Origin of the sequence: Paenibacillus aurantiacus, from assembly GCF_042431225.1 — a bacterium.
Classification (GTDB): Bacteria; Bacillota; Bacilli; order Paenibacillales; family Paenibacillaceae; genus Paenibacillus_Z; species Paenibacillus_Z aurantiacus.
On record NZ_JBHMDO010000056.1, the window covers coordinates 47,172 to 61,723 of the forward strand.

At 54.6% G+C, this 14,552-nt stretch carries 16 protein-coding genes; 7 read left to right on the forward strand and 9 right to left on the reverse strand.

The features are described from left to right. Positions 1 to 77: 77 nt before the first annotated feature. Both ACFFSY_RS34675 and ACFFSY_RS34680 read right to left on the reverse strand, forming a co-directional pair. Positions 78 to 860, reverse strand: coding sequence for an HAD family hydrolase (locus ACFFSY_RS34675; RefSeq protein ID WP_377503125.1), 783 nt, complete (start codon positions 858 to 860; stop codon positions 78 to 80). Positions 861 to 897: 37 nt separating this feature from the next. Then, positions 898 to 1,329 (reverse strand): hypothetical protein, encoded by a 432-nt coding sequence (locus tag ACFFSY_RS34680; RefSeq protein ID WP_377503127.1) that lies wholly within the window; start codon positions 1,327 to 1,329, stop codon positions 898 to 900. Between the two features lie 408 nt (positions 1,330 to 1,737). Between ACFFSY_RS34680 and ACFFSY_RS34685 the strand changes: the two genes are divergently transcribed. Continuing rightward, positions 1,738 to 2,262 carry a GNAT family N-acetyltransferase gene (locus tag ACFFSY_RS34685; protein WP_377503129.1) on the forward strand — a complete coding sequence of 175 codons (525 nt, stop codon included), beginning with the start codon at positions 1,738 to 1,740 and terminating at the stop codon, positions 2,260 to 2,262. 159 nt (positions 2,263 to 2,421) lie between these two features. Here the strand turns inward: ACFFSY_RS34685 and ACFFSY_RS34690 are convergent, their stop codons facing one another. Both ACFFSY_RS34690 and ACFFSY_RS34695 read right to left on the reverse strand, forming a co-directional pair. Continuing rightward, positions 2,422 to 2,664 (reverse strand): YrzR-like zinc ribbon domain, encoded by a 243-nt coding sequence (locus ACFFSY_RS34690; protein ID WP_377503131.1) that lies wholly within the window; start codon positions 2,662 to 2,664, stop codon positions 2,422 to 2,424. Positions 2,665 to 2,825: 161 nt separating this feature from the next. Continuing rightward, positions 2,826 to 5,483, reverse strand: a complete 2,658-nt coding sequence (locus tag ACFFSY_RS34695; protein ID WP_377503133.1) for an endo-beta-N-acetylglucosaminidase — start codon at positions 5,481 to 5,483, stop codon at positions 2,826 to 2,828. A 242-nt stretch (positions 5,484 to 5,725) separates the two neighbouring features. On the opposite strand from ACFFSY_RS34695, the gene ACFFSY_RS34700 reads away from it, so the two are divergent. From ACFFSY_RS34700 to ACFFSY_RS34715, 4 genes are all read left to right on the forward strand, one after another. Next, positions 5,726 to 6,988 (forward strand): hypothetical protein, encoded by a 1,263-nt coding sequence (locus tag ACFFSY_RS34700; protein ID WP_377503135.1) that lies wholly within the window; start codon positions 5,726 to 5,728, stop codon positions 6,986 to 6,988. A 239-nt stretch (positions 6,989 to 7,227) separates the two neighbouring features. Beyond that, the gene (locus ACFFSY_RS34705) at positions 7,228 to 7,560 is read left to right on the forward strand and encodes a DUF1904 family protein (RefSeq protein WP_377503137.1); all 333 of its coding nucleotides are present in this window, start codon (positions 7,228 to 7,230) and stop codon (positions 7,558 to 7,560) included. A 97-nt stretch (positions 7,561 to 7,657) separates the two neighbouring features. Beyond that, a complete protein-coding gene (locus ACFFSY_RS34710; protein ID WP_377503139.1) occupies positions 7,658 to 8,005 on the forward strand; it encodes a metalloregulator ArsR/SmtB family transcription factor in 348 nt (115 codons plus the stop codon). Between the two features lie 87 nt (positions 8,006 to 8,092). Next, entirely contained in the window at positions 8,093 to 8,872 is a 780-nt protein-coding gene (locus ACFFSY_RS34715; RefSeq protein ID WP_377503141.1) for an SDR family NAD(P)-dependent oxidoreductase, read from the forward strand. Between the two features lie 76 nt (positions 8,873 to 8,948). Here ACFFSY_RS34715 and ACFFSY_RS34720 read toward each other — a convergent pair whose 3' ends face one another. After that, positions 8,949 to 9,284: a winged helix-turn-helix transcriptional regulator gene (locus ACFFSY_RS34720; protein WP_377503143.1), complete on the reverse strand. Its 336-nt coding sequence runs from the start codon at positions 9,282 to 9,284 to the stop codon at positions 8,949 to 8,951. A 143-nt stretch (positions 9,285 to 9,427) separates the two neighbouring features. Here ACFFSY_RS34720 and ACFFSY_RS34725 point away from each other — a divergent pair, with 143 nt between their 5' ends. Continuing rightward, positions 9,428 to 9,781, forward strand: a complete 354-nt coding sequence (locus ACFFSY_RS34725) for a DoxX family protein (protein WP_377503145.1) — start codon at positions 9,428 to 9,430, stop codon at positions 9,779 to 9,781. A gap of 93 nt (positions 9,782 to 9,874) precedes the next feature. Here ACFFSY_RS34725 and ACFFSY_RS34730 read toward each other — a convergent pair whose 3' ends face one another. Then, positions 9,875 to 10,588: a TetR/AcrR family transcriptional regulator C-terminal domain-containing protein gene (locus tag ACFFSY_RS34730; RefSeq protein WP_377503147.1), complete on the reverse strand. Its 714-nt coding sequence runs from the start codon at positions 10,586 to 10,588 to the stop codon at positions 9,875 to 9,877. A 103-nt stretch (positions 10,589 to 10,691) separates the two neighbouring features. On the opposite strand from ACFFSY_RS34730, the gene ACFFSY_RS34735 reads away from it, so the two are divergent. Further along, positions 10,692 to 11,060, forward strand: a complete 369-nt coding sequence (locus ACFFSY_RS34735; protein WP_377503149.1) for a VOC family protein — start codon at positions 10,692 to 10,694, stop codon at positions 11,058 to 11,060. A gap of 131 nt (positions 11,061 to 11,191) precedes the next feature. Here ACFFSY_RS34735 and ACFFSY_RS34740 read toward each other — a convergent pair whose 3' ends face one another. From ACFFSY_RS34740 to ACFFSY_RS34750, 3 genes are all read right to left on the reverse strand, one after another. Continuing rightward, complete coding sequence (locus tag ACFFSY_RS34740) at positions 11,192 to 11,746, reverse strand: redoxin domain-containing protein (protein WP_377503151.1); 555 nt, start codon at positions 11,744 to 11,746, stop codon at positions 11,192 to 11,194. A 76-nt stretch (positions 11,747 to 11,822) separates the two neighbouring features. Further along, the gene (locus ACFFSY_RS34745; RefSeq protein ID WP_377503153.1) at positions 11,823 to 12,494 is read right to left on the reverse strand and encodes a Crp/Fnr family transcriptional regulator; all 672 of its coding nucleotides are present in this window, start codon (positions 12,492 to 12,494) and stop codon (positions 11,823 to 11,825) included. A 31-nt stretch (positions 12,495 to 12,525) separates the two neighbouring features. Next, complete coding sequence (locus ACFFSY_RS34750) at positions 12,526 to 14,265, reverse strand: ABC-F family ATP-binding cassette domain-containing protein (RefSeq protein WP_377503154.1); 1,740 nt, start codon at positions 14,263 to 14,265, stop codon at positions 12,526 to 12,528. Between the last annotated feature and the right edge of the window lie 287 nt (positions 14,266 to 14,552).

Consider the following 14,552-nt stretch of genomic DNA (forward strand, 5'->3'; position numbering starts at 1 on the left):
CTGTTTTGTTGCTTAACATTATACACATTGCCTTATCGGCGCGATAGCCGAAAGTTGAATCGGTGCCTGCTCGTTCCTTACGCTAGCCGCTCCAGCACCGCCGCGACGCCGTCCTCGTCGTTGGTCCCCGTCACATGCCGCGCCAGCGCCTTCAGTTCCGGCACCGCATTGCCCATGGCCACGCCGTATCCGGCCGTCTGCAGCATATCCATATCGTTCATATCGTCGCCGAAGGCGATCATGTCCGAGGCAGGCACGCCGTAAAGCGCGCATAGCCGAAGCAGTCCTGCCGATTTGGAGACCGACTTGTTCATAATCTGCAGCAGCCGGCCGCCGTCGGTCAGCACGACATTCGCGCGCTCCGCGAAAGCGGCGCGGATGGATTCCGCCTCCTGGAACGAGGTCAGCAGCACTTTCGTCGCCGCCTCCAGCCGCAGTTCCGCCAGCGGACGGATCGCCGGCTTGAATTTGGAATGGTAGAACTCCGGATCGTCGAGCGCCCGGTTCGCGTACCAGACGTCGTTCACCTCCATGCTAATATGACAATTCCCCATGTGCAGGCCGCAGTAATCCAATAGCTCCGCCGTAACGTCAGCCTCGATGGGCAGATGCTCTTCGATGCCCGATCGCGCGTCGCGGATCAAGGCGCCGTTATAGAAGACGAACGAGCAGATGTCCAGCAGCTCCCCAGGCAGCAGCTCCAGGACCGATCTTGGCGGTCTCGCCGTCGCGATGACGATCCGTCTGCCTGCCCGATAGGCGGCCAGCACCGCCGCCGCGTTCCGCGCCGACACCCGTTTATCCGATCCAAGCAGCGTGCCGTCCAAGTCGAGCGCAATGACCGAACCGTTCCTATCCATTGTTCTCCTCCTCCTATTCCACCGCCAGGACGCGGCGTTAATCCGGCTTGCTAGTCTTCAGTTCTGCGCGAAGCTCCGCTTCCGGTACTTGCCGGTAACACGTCAAGTAATATTGCGCGGTAACGGTATCGTTCCAGAGCCGAAGGTCGAGCTGCTCGCCTTGCGGTCTGCAGACCCGCACCGTTATATCGTAGTAACGCGCTCCGTGTACCGCGTCGACCGGAAGCGACGGCTGCCGGTGCTGTTTGGTCGTGACCCGTTCGTTGATCGCCACGATCCGCTCGCAGCCGTATTGCGGATATGTCTCGCGGTAGATACGTCCGATAGCGGTTCGGACCACCGGGTCTAACTGCTGCAGCAACGCGCTCTCAAGCGACTGCTCACGGGGAGTCGCCCCCGCGCATGGGCTATGCACGAGCACGGCCGCCGTGAGCAGAGCCAAGCAGGCTGCGGACATTTTGCTGGACATTTGGCATCCCACCCTAGGTTGTTTTCCCTAGTATAGCCATTATGGTTCGGTCGTTCCCGGAACACTTCGGCACGGATGCGCATTCAGCTCTCCTCCCGCTTCCAATCCGCCAGCCTTACCCTTGTTCCGATGCCAAGTAAGTCCTCCGAAGAGGAATAGGAGAACGTGCGAGATCAGAAATAGGATCTGCATGCGCTCGCGTGCCCGCCATCTTCGATACCGAACTTCGTCTCGATAGTTTTCCATATTTTATCATGATGACTAGCCGCTGGGGAGCACTATTGCCCTTGATTCATGCGGAAGACGCGGCTATACTCACTCACAGCTGATAGTAGTTGGCTAAAATTGCAAACGGCATTAAAAATAGCTTCATTAAGGCTGAAAAGAGATAGGGGGGCAAGTTCTATAATGACGACACATGCGTTCCCATTCCCCGCGCTTAGCACGAAGCGGCTGCGGCTGTCCCTGCTGACGCTTGCGGACGCCGAGGCGGTCATGCGGCATTTCGGCGATGAGCGCGTCACCGCATTCATGGATATTCCGCCCTGTCGGTCGATCACCGAAGCGGAAGAGATCATCCGGTTCCATCTAGAGGACACGGGATGCCGCTGGGGATTGTTCAATCGGTTAGACGGCGAGCTGGTCGGAACGTGCGGCTACCATTGTTGGGAGGAGCGCGCGCCGTCGCATGCGGAGATCGGCTTCGATCTGTCGCCTGCCTATTGGGAGCAAGGGCTTATGCTCGAAGCGCTGCGCCCCGTCTTGGCCGTCGGCTTCGAGGGGATGGGGCTCGCGTACATCGAAGCGACCGCGGAGCCGGCGAACGAGCGGTCCGCCCGCTTACTCGCGAAGCTGGGGTTCGAGGAAGCGGAGGCGCTGCGAGACGGCTTAAGATATTTTCGGTTGGATCGGGCGCGATGGGAGATGCTTTAATAGGACAGAGGGCGAAGGTGGATCTGGGCAGCATGCGAGGGCGTAGGCGGACCGATGCGACACGCGCACGGCAAGACATGCGACGCTGTAAACAAAACATGCCAAAAAGGCATCGGCGCGCTTTTCGCACGCCCGATGCCTCTTCGTCGCTATACCGTCCTAGCCGGACAGCCGCTGCCCCTCGTCCTGCGCCAAGTCGGCCGTCTCCGCTGACTCGGACGCTTCCATCTCTACTTCCAGAAAGAGATCGTTCAGCGAACTAAGCGAGCCGTCTTTCTCAACTTGAAAAACGTCCATTCGGCCGTCGTCTTCGATCGTCATCTCGATGCAGCAGTTCCAGCAGTAGTACTGTCGCGTACCGATCCGGCCAATATCGATGGAGTTGCAATTAATACATTTCATGGCGATGCTCCTAACGGGATTCAATAGTTACGATAGCGGGAATCTAGTTCTAGTATTCCCCGAATGCTATCGTTTAAACGCCCGAGGCTATCATCGCCCGTCCAGTTGAAGAGAGGCTGCGCGCCGTCATGGCGCGCAGCCTCTCTTCGCATTCGCGAAACTTACGAGCGGAGTCCGTGCACTTCGAACTCGTAGATCCGCGCAGCCGTATCGCCGCCTTGCGTCGGCTTGACGACGACCAGCTTCACGTAACGCGCCTTCGTGAGCGCGATCGCGTCGAACGTCTCGGCCGCGGAATTGCCCTTCGCCGTAACGACGTCCGTCCAGCTCGCGCCGTCCGCGCTCACCTGGATCGTATAGTCGCTCGTGTTGAAGCCCGACCATTCGCCTCCAGCCTCTGCATGCTTGATCGTAAAACCGCTGATCGCGTACATGCCGCCCAAATCCAGCTGCAGCCAATGCGGCGCATTGCCGAGCGCGCACCACTTGCTGTTATTCGTCACCTTGCCGTCGACCGCGTTCGGCGCGCCCTCCGCCGCGCCGCAGGCATGGTCGGCCGTCGCCGGCGTATTCAGCGCCAGGTTCGCCGTAGATGCCGCCGATGCGCTGACCGTAATGAGCGCCTGCTTCGTTACCGTATCGTCGCCGGAGCTGTTCGAGGCTGTCAGCGTAACGGCGTAGACGCCCTCCTGCGCGAAGGAGACGCTCGGGTTCTTCTCGGTCGACGCCGCCGGCGAGCCGCCTTCGAACGTCCACGTCCAGCCTTCCGTCACTTCCGTCGACAAGTCGGTGAACGTGACGCTCTCGCCCGGCGCGACGAGCGTCTTGCTCGCCTTGAACTGGGCGATGGGCTTTGGATACGCCGGCCATTCCAGCTTCACCTGCGCGGCCGGTCCCGGCTGGAACTGACCGTTCACCGGCACCACCTTCAGTATGGTGGCCGCCTCCTTATTCATCCGCCGCATCTCCGGCACATAGAACACGTTGTTGCCTGTCGCGCCCACTAGCGTCTGGCTGCCATCCGGCAGCACGCGGTAAATCTCGTACTGCTGCGCCTTCTGTCGCGGCTCGTTCCAGACGAGCCGCGCGTCGCCGTAGATGCCGTCGCGGAAGTCCGCGCTCGCCACGTTCAATCCTTGCACGGCGGGCAGCGGCTTTTCGCGATCGTTAACATTCGCAATCGATAATTCCCCGACACGGAGCTCGAAATTCCGGATCGTCCGCTTCGCGTCCACATCGAGCGACAACGACGTGATTCGTTTGCCTTTATACGGCGTCAGGTTGACGGTCGCGGTCTTCCAATCCTCCGCCTGGCGGCCTTTCAGATCGACATAGACCATCTTGCCCGGCGCGTCCGCGAACGTGAGGCCAACTTTAAGAATCGGCTCGCCGCTCGCCTTGTACGTCAGCGACAGCTTCGTACTTGCTTCGACCCGCAGATCGGTGCGGTACAGCTTCACGTTCGTCGCGTTGGCAGGGCTTAGCTCGCCCGCGATCTTGAGCGAGCTGCCGCCATAATAGGCGTCCGCCCAATCTAGCGATGGCGTCAGCGCGGTGCCTTGGCTCTCCGCGATCCAGCGCCACGTCGGCAGCACGTCCTGCAGACTGCGGTTGTTCCAGCCTTTGTCGCGCACTTGTTCGCCGCTGACGAAGAACTTCTGACCGCTGCCGGTATTGAAATGCGTCGTGAACGGCAGATCGTTCACCGGCGAGGATTCGACCACGTCATTGGCGATTCCTTTCCACGTCTGATCGGTCGCCGTATTGGCCGGATTCCCGTTGGCGCCGACCCAGAACCGATTCTCCCGCGCGAAGAAATCCGCCATGCTCTCCGCGCTGTTGAACGCCCAGTCCGGCCGGTAGATGCCAAGCGAGGTCACAGCCGGCTTGCCTTCCGGGAACAGCAACCCCCAGTTCACCTTCGTGTCGTAGCCCTTCGCCTCCACGTCGATGCCGGCATAGAGCTCGAACGGACTGCGAGAGAGGCTCTTCGCCTTCTCGGCCGATGTGTTCAGCTCCCGCCACCAGAAGTTGAGAAACATGCTGTCCGCCACCTTCTGGCCGCCATCTTGGAGAAACATCGCGTTCTTGTCGTTCAGCGCGTTCTGCCATACGATTTTGCCGTCCGCGGTCATCGAGTCGTACCACATGATGTGCATGCCTGCCGGCTTCTTCTGTTGGATGTATCGCAGGAAGGCTTGCATCTGCTTCGCGTCCTCCGGCGTGCCGCCTTCGGTCTCCTGGTTAATGAACCAGCCGTCGAAGCCGTAATAGCGCGCCACTTCGAGCAGCTTGTCCGCTGCCGGGAAATGACCGCCGGCATCCTGCCGGATCATCTGCTTCACCCAGTCGTACTTGCCCCCGTACACGGACGGCGGGAAGAAAATCGTGCCGAGAATCGGCACGCCGTTCTTGTGCGCCGCGTCGATCGTGTCCGCGCTTGGCGGCACGATGATGCCTTCGCCGGCCGAGCCGCCCCAGTAGACGAGCTTATCGACGTACTGCCAGTAGCCGAACGTGTTCGCGCCGAACTTGTCCGCCCCCTGGGACGGTACCCCGCTCGTCCCTTGGTTGAGCGCGGAGAGCGCCACGACCTTCGGCTCCGCCGTGGCATGCGGATTCACGCCCGGCCCGCTCACGCGGTCCTGGAGCGGCACGACGCTCCGGTTGAACGCGGCGTCCGGGTCTTTGGCCGCCTCCCATTGCAGCAGCTGGTCCGGATACCAATACGACGAGTAAGGCTGTTTGGCCATGGCGGTCGCCGACAGCGCCGCGCATGCCGCAAGCGCCACGATCAGGCTTGCCCCGAGCTTTCTCATGCGGATAATCCTCCTTGATACGAAGAAATGATTGCGCTTACATCGTATCAATGGCGCTCCCCCTCCGAAAGTGGAATAATGACAGGTCCGGATGGAAATATGACAGGTGGGGCGCAATTGGCTGGTCATGGCCGTCTGCCCCGGAGGACGCATTGCAACTTTTTTATCGTGAGGTTTTCATAACGCAGGTAGTCGCTGGAAATAGTATGGGAAGACATTTGGCCCATAGGAGTCGATAATCGATGCCGCATCAGAAGTTCCAATCAGCCGCCATCAAGCCCCGCTATTCCAAAGGGCAGATATCCGTCTTGGGCATTAACTCGGTTTATCCCCGCACGCCATGGGTCACGGCTTGGTGGTCGGTGGTTTTCCCCGGCTTCGGACACATGTTTCTCGGCAAGTACCTGCATGGCTTCGTGCTGGTCATCTGGGAGCTGGTAGTCAATAACCAAGCCAATCTCAACCGGGGGATCACGTTATCCTTCCTCGGCCGGTTCGAAGAGGCGACCGCACAGTTGAATCAGGACTGGGTGCTGCTTTATGTGGCCGTGTATGTCTTTAGTGTCTGGGACAGCTACCGCAGCGCGGTCGAGATCAACAAAAGCCATGCGCTAGCCGAAGTGGAGGATGCGCCGGTCACGCCTTCGGACATCAGTTTCTTCGAGATCAGCATCCTGGATAAAAAGAATCCCTGGGTCGGCACGGTCTGGTCCATGCTCTCTCCCGGCTTGGGGCAATTGTATAGCGGCAGTACGGTCGTCGGCACCTTCGTGCTCGCTTGGTGGATCTTCGTATGCCATAAAGCGGTGGCCATACGAACGTGGCTCTACTCGTTCCTCGGGGATTTCGAGGGCGCCTCCGCCGTCGTCGACTGGCAATGGTTCCTGTTCTTGCCTTCCATGTACGTGTTCGCGGTCTATCAGGCGTATACGTCGGTCAATGAGAACAACATTTTATTCGATATCGAGCAAATCCGGTATTTGAGAGCGAGGGCCGAGAGCTTGGGACATCTGCGCAGTATCACTGAAAACACGACCGTGCACATTATCGCCACCTTCGAGCATTCGCCCTTCGTGGAGATCGTCATCCACGACATCGAAAAATTAGGCGTACCGCCGCAAGATATCGTGGCACTGCCGCTCTCCAACCTGGATTCGCGGCCGCATGTCGTCGACTCGATTCACCGGGTGGACGGGCGAAGCATGCTGGACGGGGCTATGGTGGGCGCCGCGATCTTCATGGTGCTGGGTACGATCTATGGGTTCGTCTGGCACTGGGGCCCCGTCATATGGGCGCTGATTGGTTTGGTAGGGGGCTTCTTCTTGGGATTGGCCGTCGAATTCGCGCTTAATAAGAAGAAAATCAATTTCTCGTCGGCCCGCAAAAGCGAGGTTATTCTCGAGGTTACGTGCAGCGCCTCGCTGCAGGCTCAGCTGATTAATGTGCTAAAGAAACGGCAGGCTGCGGGTCTGGCGGTTATGCCGCGGCGAGAGGGCGTATCTTGATCAGACGGGCCCTACAGCCTGCTATAAAATCGAGCCACATGCTCAAAAGCCCCCTTCTCCCTGCTTCGCTCGTGCGCGATTGCGTCAACAGCACCTCCTGAGGAAGTCATGGCTATATTCGTGAGCTTATTCGAGCTTCGGCACCGTCTTGTCTAAGCTCCGTTTGCCACAGACCGACCTGTCCCTTTACAATGAAGAAAATGACACAGGCTACAGTCTTGTCCACAGGAGGATCTAAGATGCCGCAATTAATTTTCAGAGGAATTCCAGCCGAAGGCATACGTGCCATTAGCATTCCTCTCGTCGAAGAGATGGCCCAAATATGCCAATGCGGAACGGATAATTTCACCTTAGAATGCTTGCACGTCACTGCTATATTCGACGGGAAATACACCGATTCGTACCCTGTCATCGACGTATGGTGGTTTGAACGGGGAGACGAAGTTCGCGATAAGATGGCCGAGGCGATCGATCGGCATGTCCGTTCGCTTGGTATCCCCGATCTGGAGATTTCCTTCCGAGTTGGTCGCGAGGATAATTTTTATATGAATGGACGGCGGTATGGATCCTAGTGAGGGAATCCCTTGACAATACCGTCATTTCGCCATATGTTTTAAATAACTAAATACTTAGTCGCTTAGTCGATAGCAAAATGGAGACGATACACCAATGGACGCCCCCGACACGACGCAGCTGGAGACGCTCGTTCATGGCCAGTTGAGGGAATGCAGCCCCATCTTCCTCGCTTTGGCCGACCCGATCCGGCAAGATATTATTATGCTTCTGACGAAGCACGACTCGCTCAACGTGGCCCAGATCGTAGAGCGTTCGCCGATGTCCCGATCCGCGATTTCGCATCATCTGAAGATTCTCAAGCAAGCCAACCTCGTTCAAGCCGCCAAAGTAGCCACCGAGATTTATTACAGCTTGGATATCGAGGAAGCGGTGCAGCATTTGAAGCATTTCGTCGCCACAACCGAACGCATCATCGAGATGAAGACCGCCGGGGCCGAGTAAGGCCCTTTCTTCAAACGCTAAATAACCAAGTAATTAAATATTTAGTTATTTGGTCTTTAGATAAAACAGACTTAGGAGGTTCATCGCATGACAACGGTTCTGATTACAGGCGCATCCAGCGGCATCGGCAAGGCGTTCGCGGAATTGTTCGCCGCGAAGAAGTATCGCCTCATTCTCGCCTCCCGCAACGAAGAGAAGCTGAACGGCATTGCCCGGCAACTGCGGGATACCTATGGCGTCGAGACGATCCTTGTCCCCGTCGACCTGGCCCAACGCGTCGGCCCCGTGCTGCTGTACGAGCGGGTAAGCGAACAGGGCATCGCAGTCGACATTCTCGTCAACAACGCGGGCATCGGCTCCTTCGGGCTGCTCCACGAGCAAGACGCGCATGCCGAGCTCGAGATGCTGCAGACCAACGTCCTTGCCCTCTCCCACCTCATGATGCTGTTCCTGCCCGATATGGTAAAGCGCGGCAGCGGACGGATCTTGAACGTCGGCTCGACCACATCCTTCTACCCCTGCCCGCTCAGCGCCAACTATTCCGCCTCCAAAGCGTTCGTGCTCTCGCTCACGGAAGCCGTCGCGGGCGAGCTGCAAGGAACGGGCGTCACCGTCACCGCGTTATGCCCCGGCGCCACGGGGACCGACTTCTTCCGAAGCGCTAGGATGGAGGGCCAGAAGGTGTCCGATCCGCGAGCGCTCATGAGCCCGCAGACCGTTGCCGAGATTGGGTACCGCGCCCTGATGAGCGGCAAAACCTTCGTCGTACCCGGCTTCCAAAATTGGCTGCTCACCCAGGCGCCCCGCTTGTTCCCGCGAAGCCTCGTCACCCGCATTACGCGCAGCGTGCTGGAGCAGAAACGATAAAGGGCGACTGCGGCTCCATATTGCGTATTTGCAGAGAGCTCCCTCCGAATGATCGGAAGGAGCCCTCCTCGCTTGCTTAACGATCGACGCCATAGCGCGCGTTCATATGGTCGATATGAGCCGCGCCCCAATCATTCATCGCCTGTAGCACCGTGCCCAAGCTTTTGCCGTAGTCCGAGATCGAATATTCGACCTTCGGCGGAACTTCGCTGTACACCTCGCGGCGGACGATATCGTTATACTCCAGCTCTCTTAGCTGCTGGGCCAGCATCTTTTTGCTAATCTCCGGTATCGCTTTCTGCAGCTCGCTGAACCGCATCGTGCCATTGGCGATCAGTTGGAGCAGAATGACGGGCTTCCATTTGCCGACAAGAATTTCGAGCGCCGATTCAAATTTACAGTACTGTTTCATGGAACGCCTCCGCTTGCGCTTGCTTCGCTCGGTCACTTTTTCGTAACTAGGTTAAGATAAAGTGCCTACTTCCTCGGGTTCATGCCTAACGTCTATTATAGCGGTATGCAATGGCGAATATGTAGTAGGAGGTTGGCACTGTCATGAATATCGCATTATGGGTGATTCAAGGATTGGCGGCCGCAGGGTTCATCTACTCGGGCTGGTTGAAGGCGGTTCAGTATGATAAAGCGAAAGCATCCTGGGGATGGGTAAGCGACGTCCCCCAAGCGTTCGTCGTCTGGATCGGGATCGCGGAATTGTTGGGGGCGATCGGACTCATTCTGCCGCAAGCGACGCATATCGCGCCCGTATGGACGCCTATTGCCGCCACCGGACTGGCCGCGATCGTGCTGCTTGGCGCCCTGTACCATGTGAGACGCAAGGAGTACCGGGAAATTGGAGTGAATGTTGTGTTTTTGGTATTGGCGGCGGTTGTGGCGGTCGGTCGGTTTTGAGGAGGGCTGGCAGAATGTCGAGCTTGCGCGGTAATAGCGAATAATCAAAAGAGACCTCCTCGACGCTTCTTCGGGGAGGTTCTTGTGGTTGAATCATCGGGCGCGGGTACTGGCATTAGCCGAAAATCCGTCTATTAATACACGCAAGCCAAAATGAAACTCGTGGTCCCAATTGGTCTTCGTGGTATAGGCAGCCAGGCGAATCATATTCGGAAATTGTTCTTCCGGCAGTTGGCGGAAAAATTGGTCCGCCTTCTCCTCCATATCCTCATATGACGCATATTGATTTTTGGCGGTTGCCTGCAGTCGGGCCTCTTCCGCCGCAAATCCGAGCACGTAATTTTTGAGCATGGAGGCCATCCATGGCACCTGGAGATCCGAGAAGCCGGCTGTAACGAATACTTGATAGAGCTTCTCCACCTGGGTGAGGCGTTCGTAGCCTGACGGGATCGCGAGATTAAACAGCTCTACCGCATCGCGATGGGAGAGCAAGACTTTGCGGAACTGTTCCGCCCATTGATAAATCTGTTCTTGCCAGGATAGGGACGTGGAAGGCCACGCCATTTCTCGGCATATGGCGTCAAGAAGCAGCTGCATCAATTCTTCTTTGTCTTTCACGTGATAATACAGCGATGCTGTCTTCACCTGCAACTGATCCGCTATTCTCCTCATGCTTAATTCCTTCAGCCCAATCTCATCCAGTACCTGCATAGCTGTATCCAGGATGCGTCGACGGTCGAGCGGGATGTAGCTCGTGCCTTCTTCCGTTATCGAGTTCGGGAATGGGACGATTCGTCGTCTTGCCAATTTTTCTCACCTCTTATCTTGACAATTATACCATGCCTCTGTATTCTAACACCATTAGATTATTCTAACGGTATTAGATTAATTACGGAGAGGAGCTCCACCCATGAAACTTAACCATATGAATTTAGGTGTGCACGATCTGTCGGAGGCCGTTACCTTTTTCGAGCAGGTTTTCGATTTTCAGCTTGTGGATCGAAAAGGCGATTTCATTGCCGCGATGAACGACGGTCATGGATTTAGCCTGGTTCTGAGCAAATTACAGGCCGATCCAGACAGCGCAGCCCCGTACCCTAAGGATTTTCATGTAGGCTTCTATGTCGATACGAAGTCCGAGGTCGACCAGTTCTATAAGAAGCTTGCGGCATTCGGCCTTGCATCGGAAAATGAACCTCGAATGATCAGGGCTGGGTATACGTTGTATTTCACGGCATTAAGGGGAATCTTGTTCGAGGTTACTTGCTATAATCTGTAGGCCGCTCACAAACACTTGCCACGGCAAGAAAGACCATCCTTCGCGGGATGGCCTTTCTGTATCCGTTCCATAATGGTGAAGGCGTAGGCGCTTGGCAGGCCACGCTTGTGGGATGGCCTTGTCGCTAAAGCTTATTGGCCTGCTGCGAAACGGTCGATCACCGCGATCTCCAGATGGTCGGTGACAAGTTGACTATAATGGGCCACTTGCACGATTCCATCCTCGTTGATTAATAAATCAGCGGGGATTCGATGAAAGTTAGCGTCCTTCTCGTGGGTCAGCTCGTAGCCGGCGGCTGCAGCCCCCGCGATAAACGCTTTTGTCCGAGGGTCGGCCAAGGTTGCCTCCATTTTCTCTTCGGATGTCTCGATCCCATACAAGTCGTACAGGACAGCTGTTGGATCGGCAACCAGCGGGAATGGCGCGTCTTGAGTTCCTACATAGGTATTCATGTTAGCTAAAGGTGATTCGAACACGGCGATGATGTCCATGCCTTGATCCTTCCACTGCAAGCTTCGACCAATAAACTGGTGGACGCGTAGATTGCAGAGCGCACAAGCAGCGTTGCGGAAAAAGGCGAGCAGCACTTTACGACCTCGATAGCTCTCCAACGCGACTCGGTTGCCATGGATGTCAAAGGTATTGAATGTTGGGGCGATTTGGCCCGGTTGAAGCAGGTGTACCATAGAATATGCCTCCTATGCTTCATGTAGATGAGTGTGCAACTCCATCTTAACAAGAGGTATATTCCGCTTCTGTGACCTAGTCACCTAACCGCGATTCCAATGCATCTCGTCGAATAATTCGAATCCAGCCACGCCCCGTCTCGATCCACCCCTGCTGCCGATAGCGCCGCAGCGCACGGCTTACGACTTCACGAGAGGAACCGATCTCTACAGCCAGCCCATGATGGGTCAAGTTCAGCAGCAACCCTTGTTCCGAAGGCATTCGCAGCAGAGCTCTCGTTAGCCGTGTATCCAACGCTTCCGCCCGATGCCCATCAACCTGCTCGCTGATGCGAAGCAACCCATCCAGCAGCCCTCCGAACACCGCGCTCCGAATTTCCGCGTACCTATGCAGCCAGCCAAGGAAGCTCTCTTTGGCCACAAAAAGCGCCTCGACTTCCGACTCCGCCGTTATGGTCCCGGGGTAGTCGCGGCTGCTGAGACCGCTAAGCACGAAAAGGGCACATACTTCGCCTGCGTGGAGAATACTCATGACGGATTCACCGCCATCTTCGGCAATCCGGCTGATGCGCGCGGTGCCGCTTAGTAGAAACATGCCGTAGGAAGCAGCTTCCTCCCGCTGAAAGATACGAGAATTAGCTGCGTACTTCCGGACTGCCGGTTGTGCCTTGACCCACTCCTCGGATGAAACGACGCTCAACCAGGGAAAAACGTCCAGCACTCGAGAATTATGAGATGGCGATAGCATATCGAATCGGATCACTCCCTTGACCTTGAATCTAAAGCAACTTAATCAGCGCTTCCAGCTCATCAAGCAATCCTTTGGCAAGTTCAAAATCCGTATTTTTCAGAGCCAATTCGATTTTCATTTCAACTGATTTTTTCTTTTGTTCCATTTCTAAATAGTCTTTATCAAAATGACTGGCATAAATCATCTGTTTAAATTTTTTCATCGTCATTTTTCTAATCGTCTTATCGTCGATAATTAAAACATAATCCATCACATTGACAACCGAATAGAAATCATGCGAAATCATAAGAATCGCACCTTTATAGTCTGCGATGGCTTTCTCCAGTGCGAGTTGCGTATAGGTATCTAAATGGCTTGTCGGCTCATCAAGAAGTAATACGTTTGCTTGACTGGCGGCAACCTTAGCCAATTGAAGCAGATTTTTCTCTCCACCAGATAGAGATCCTATTTTTTGACTAACGATTTCTCCTTCAAAGCCATAGTTTGACAAATATGATCTAACCTCATCATACGTTTTAAACCCTGCATCGATGAATTCTTCGAGTATGGTATTCGAATCCGTCAGCATTTCGCCTTGAATCTGAGATAAATAAGCCACTTTAGCGTCCGGATTTATTTCGATGGAAGCATGATTATTTTTGAAAATATCTCGGAGCAAGGTCGTTTTCCCGGTACCGTTCGCACCGATAATAGCGACTTTATCCGTCGATTTGATCTCAAAGTTAACATTGTCTAGCAGCAGCTCATCAAAGCCAACACGATAATTAGTAACGTTTACAACTGTGGCGTCTTCCATTTCATTATCCATACCAAAATGGATAATCGGTTGTTTAATTTCAACGAATGGCGCTTTAATTCGACGCGCTTCCAGTCTTTCTTGAAATCTAACTCTAGCTTTCAACGCTCTCCCTCTTGAAGCGTCTGAATTATAAGTTGCGATAACTCTAAGATTGTTGATGATCGTATCGTTTCTCTCCATCTCTTCTTGTTCAGCGACTGCGATTTCTTGCAGCTCGATTTTTGTCTGAAGCAAGGAGAAGTTATATTCCATATATCGCCCGTCAAACTCTTGGATCTCCATGTTTTCAAGATGGATAATTTTGTTGAAGCAATGATTCAATAGATACCGGTTATGCGTAACAACGAGCAGCATGCCTTTGTACGAATTAATCAATTTTTTAAGCGCATTAAGGTTTTCGAAGTCCAGAAATACATCCGGTTCGTCCATAATCATGAGGTCGGGGCGATTAAGCATTTCCTTCATCACTTGAATAAGCTTGAATTCCCCGCCGCTCAGGTCGGCTACCTTACTATCTCTTCGCTTCATCAGGTTGGCTACATTTAGCTGCTTATGAATGTTACTTTCAAAATCATCCCCACCCATTGCATCCAATGCGTCTAAAGCGAATTGATACTTTTCCAGTAACGGTTCTATATCTGTTGAGGTTTCCATCTCCGTGCAAATCAACTGAATTTCATTTTGAAGCTTTATAAAATGTTCGCCTATATATTCAAAAACGGTTGTTTCTCTCGAGTTGTCTAGTTCGGAGAACTGACTCACATATCCAATTGTGCAATCGGGGTCCATCTCTAATTTTCCATCATAAAGATATCGTTCCGGGTCCATCAGGATATCGATCAATGTACTTTTCCCACTGCCGCTTGTTCCGATAAAAGCGCAATGCTGCGCTTCTTCCAACGTAAATGAAATGTTGTTATAGAGTTCTTTTTGCGGAAATGAGAAGGATAAGTTTTCAACTTTTATCATCGTATGACCTTTCTTTTAACCATAATAGTGATTATCATGAGATGTTTTTGCAGACATAGGTTTTCCGTTTACCCTGGTTAGCGTAACACCGTTTACAACCAACTTCAATCCATTAGTACCCCTCTTATTCTGGAATCTCCCTGCGTTCCATATCTACCAAAGCTCATCCGGCCCGGCCCTTCCCATCCACTCCCTGACCACTTCGACCAGCAGCGGTTCTTTCGTGCTGAAATGGTACCTGATCAGCCCTCGAGCCACGCCTTCCTTGGCCGCAATGTCCGTTTTTA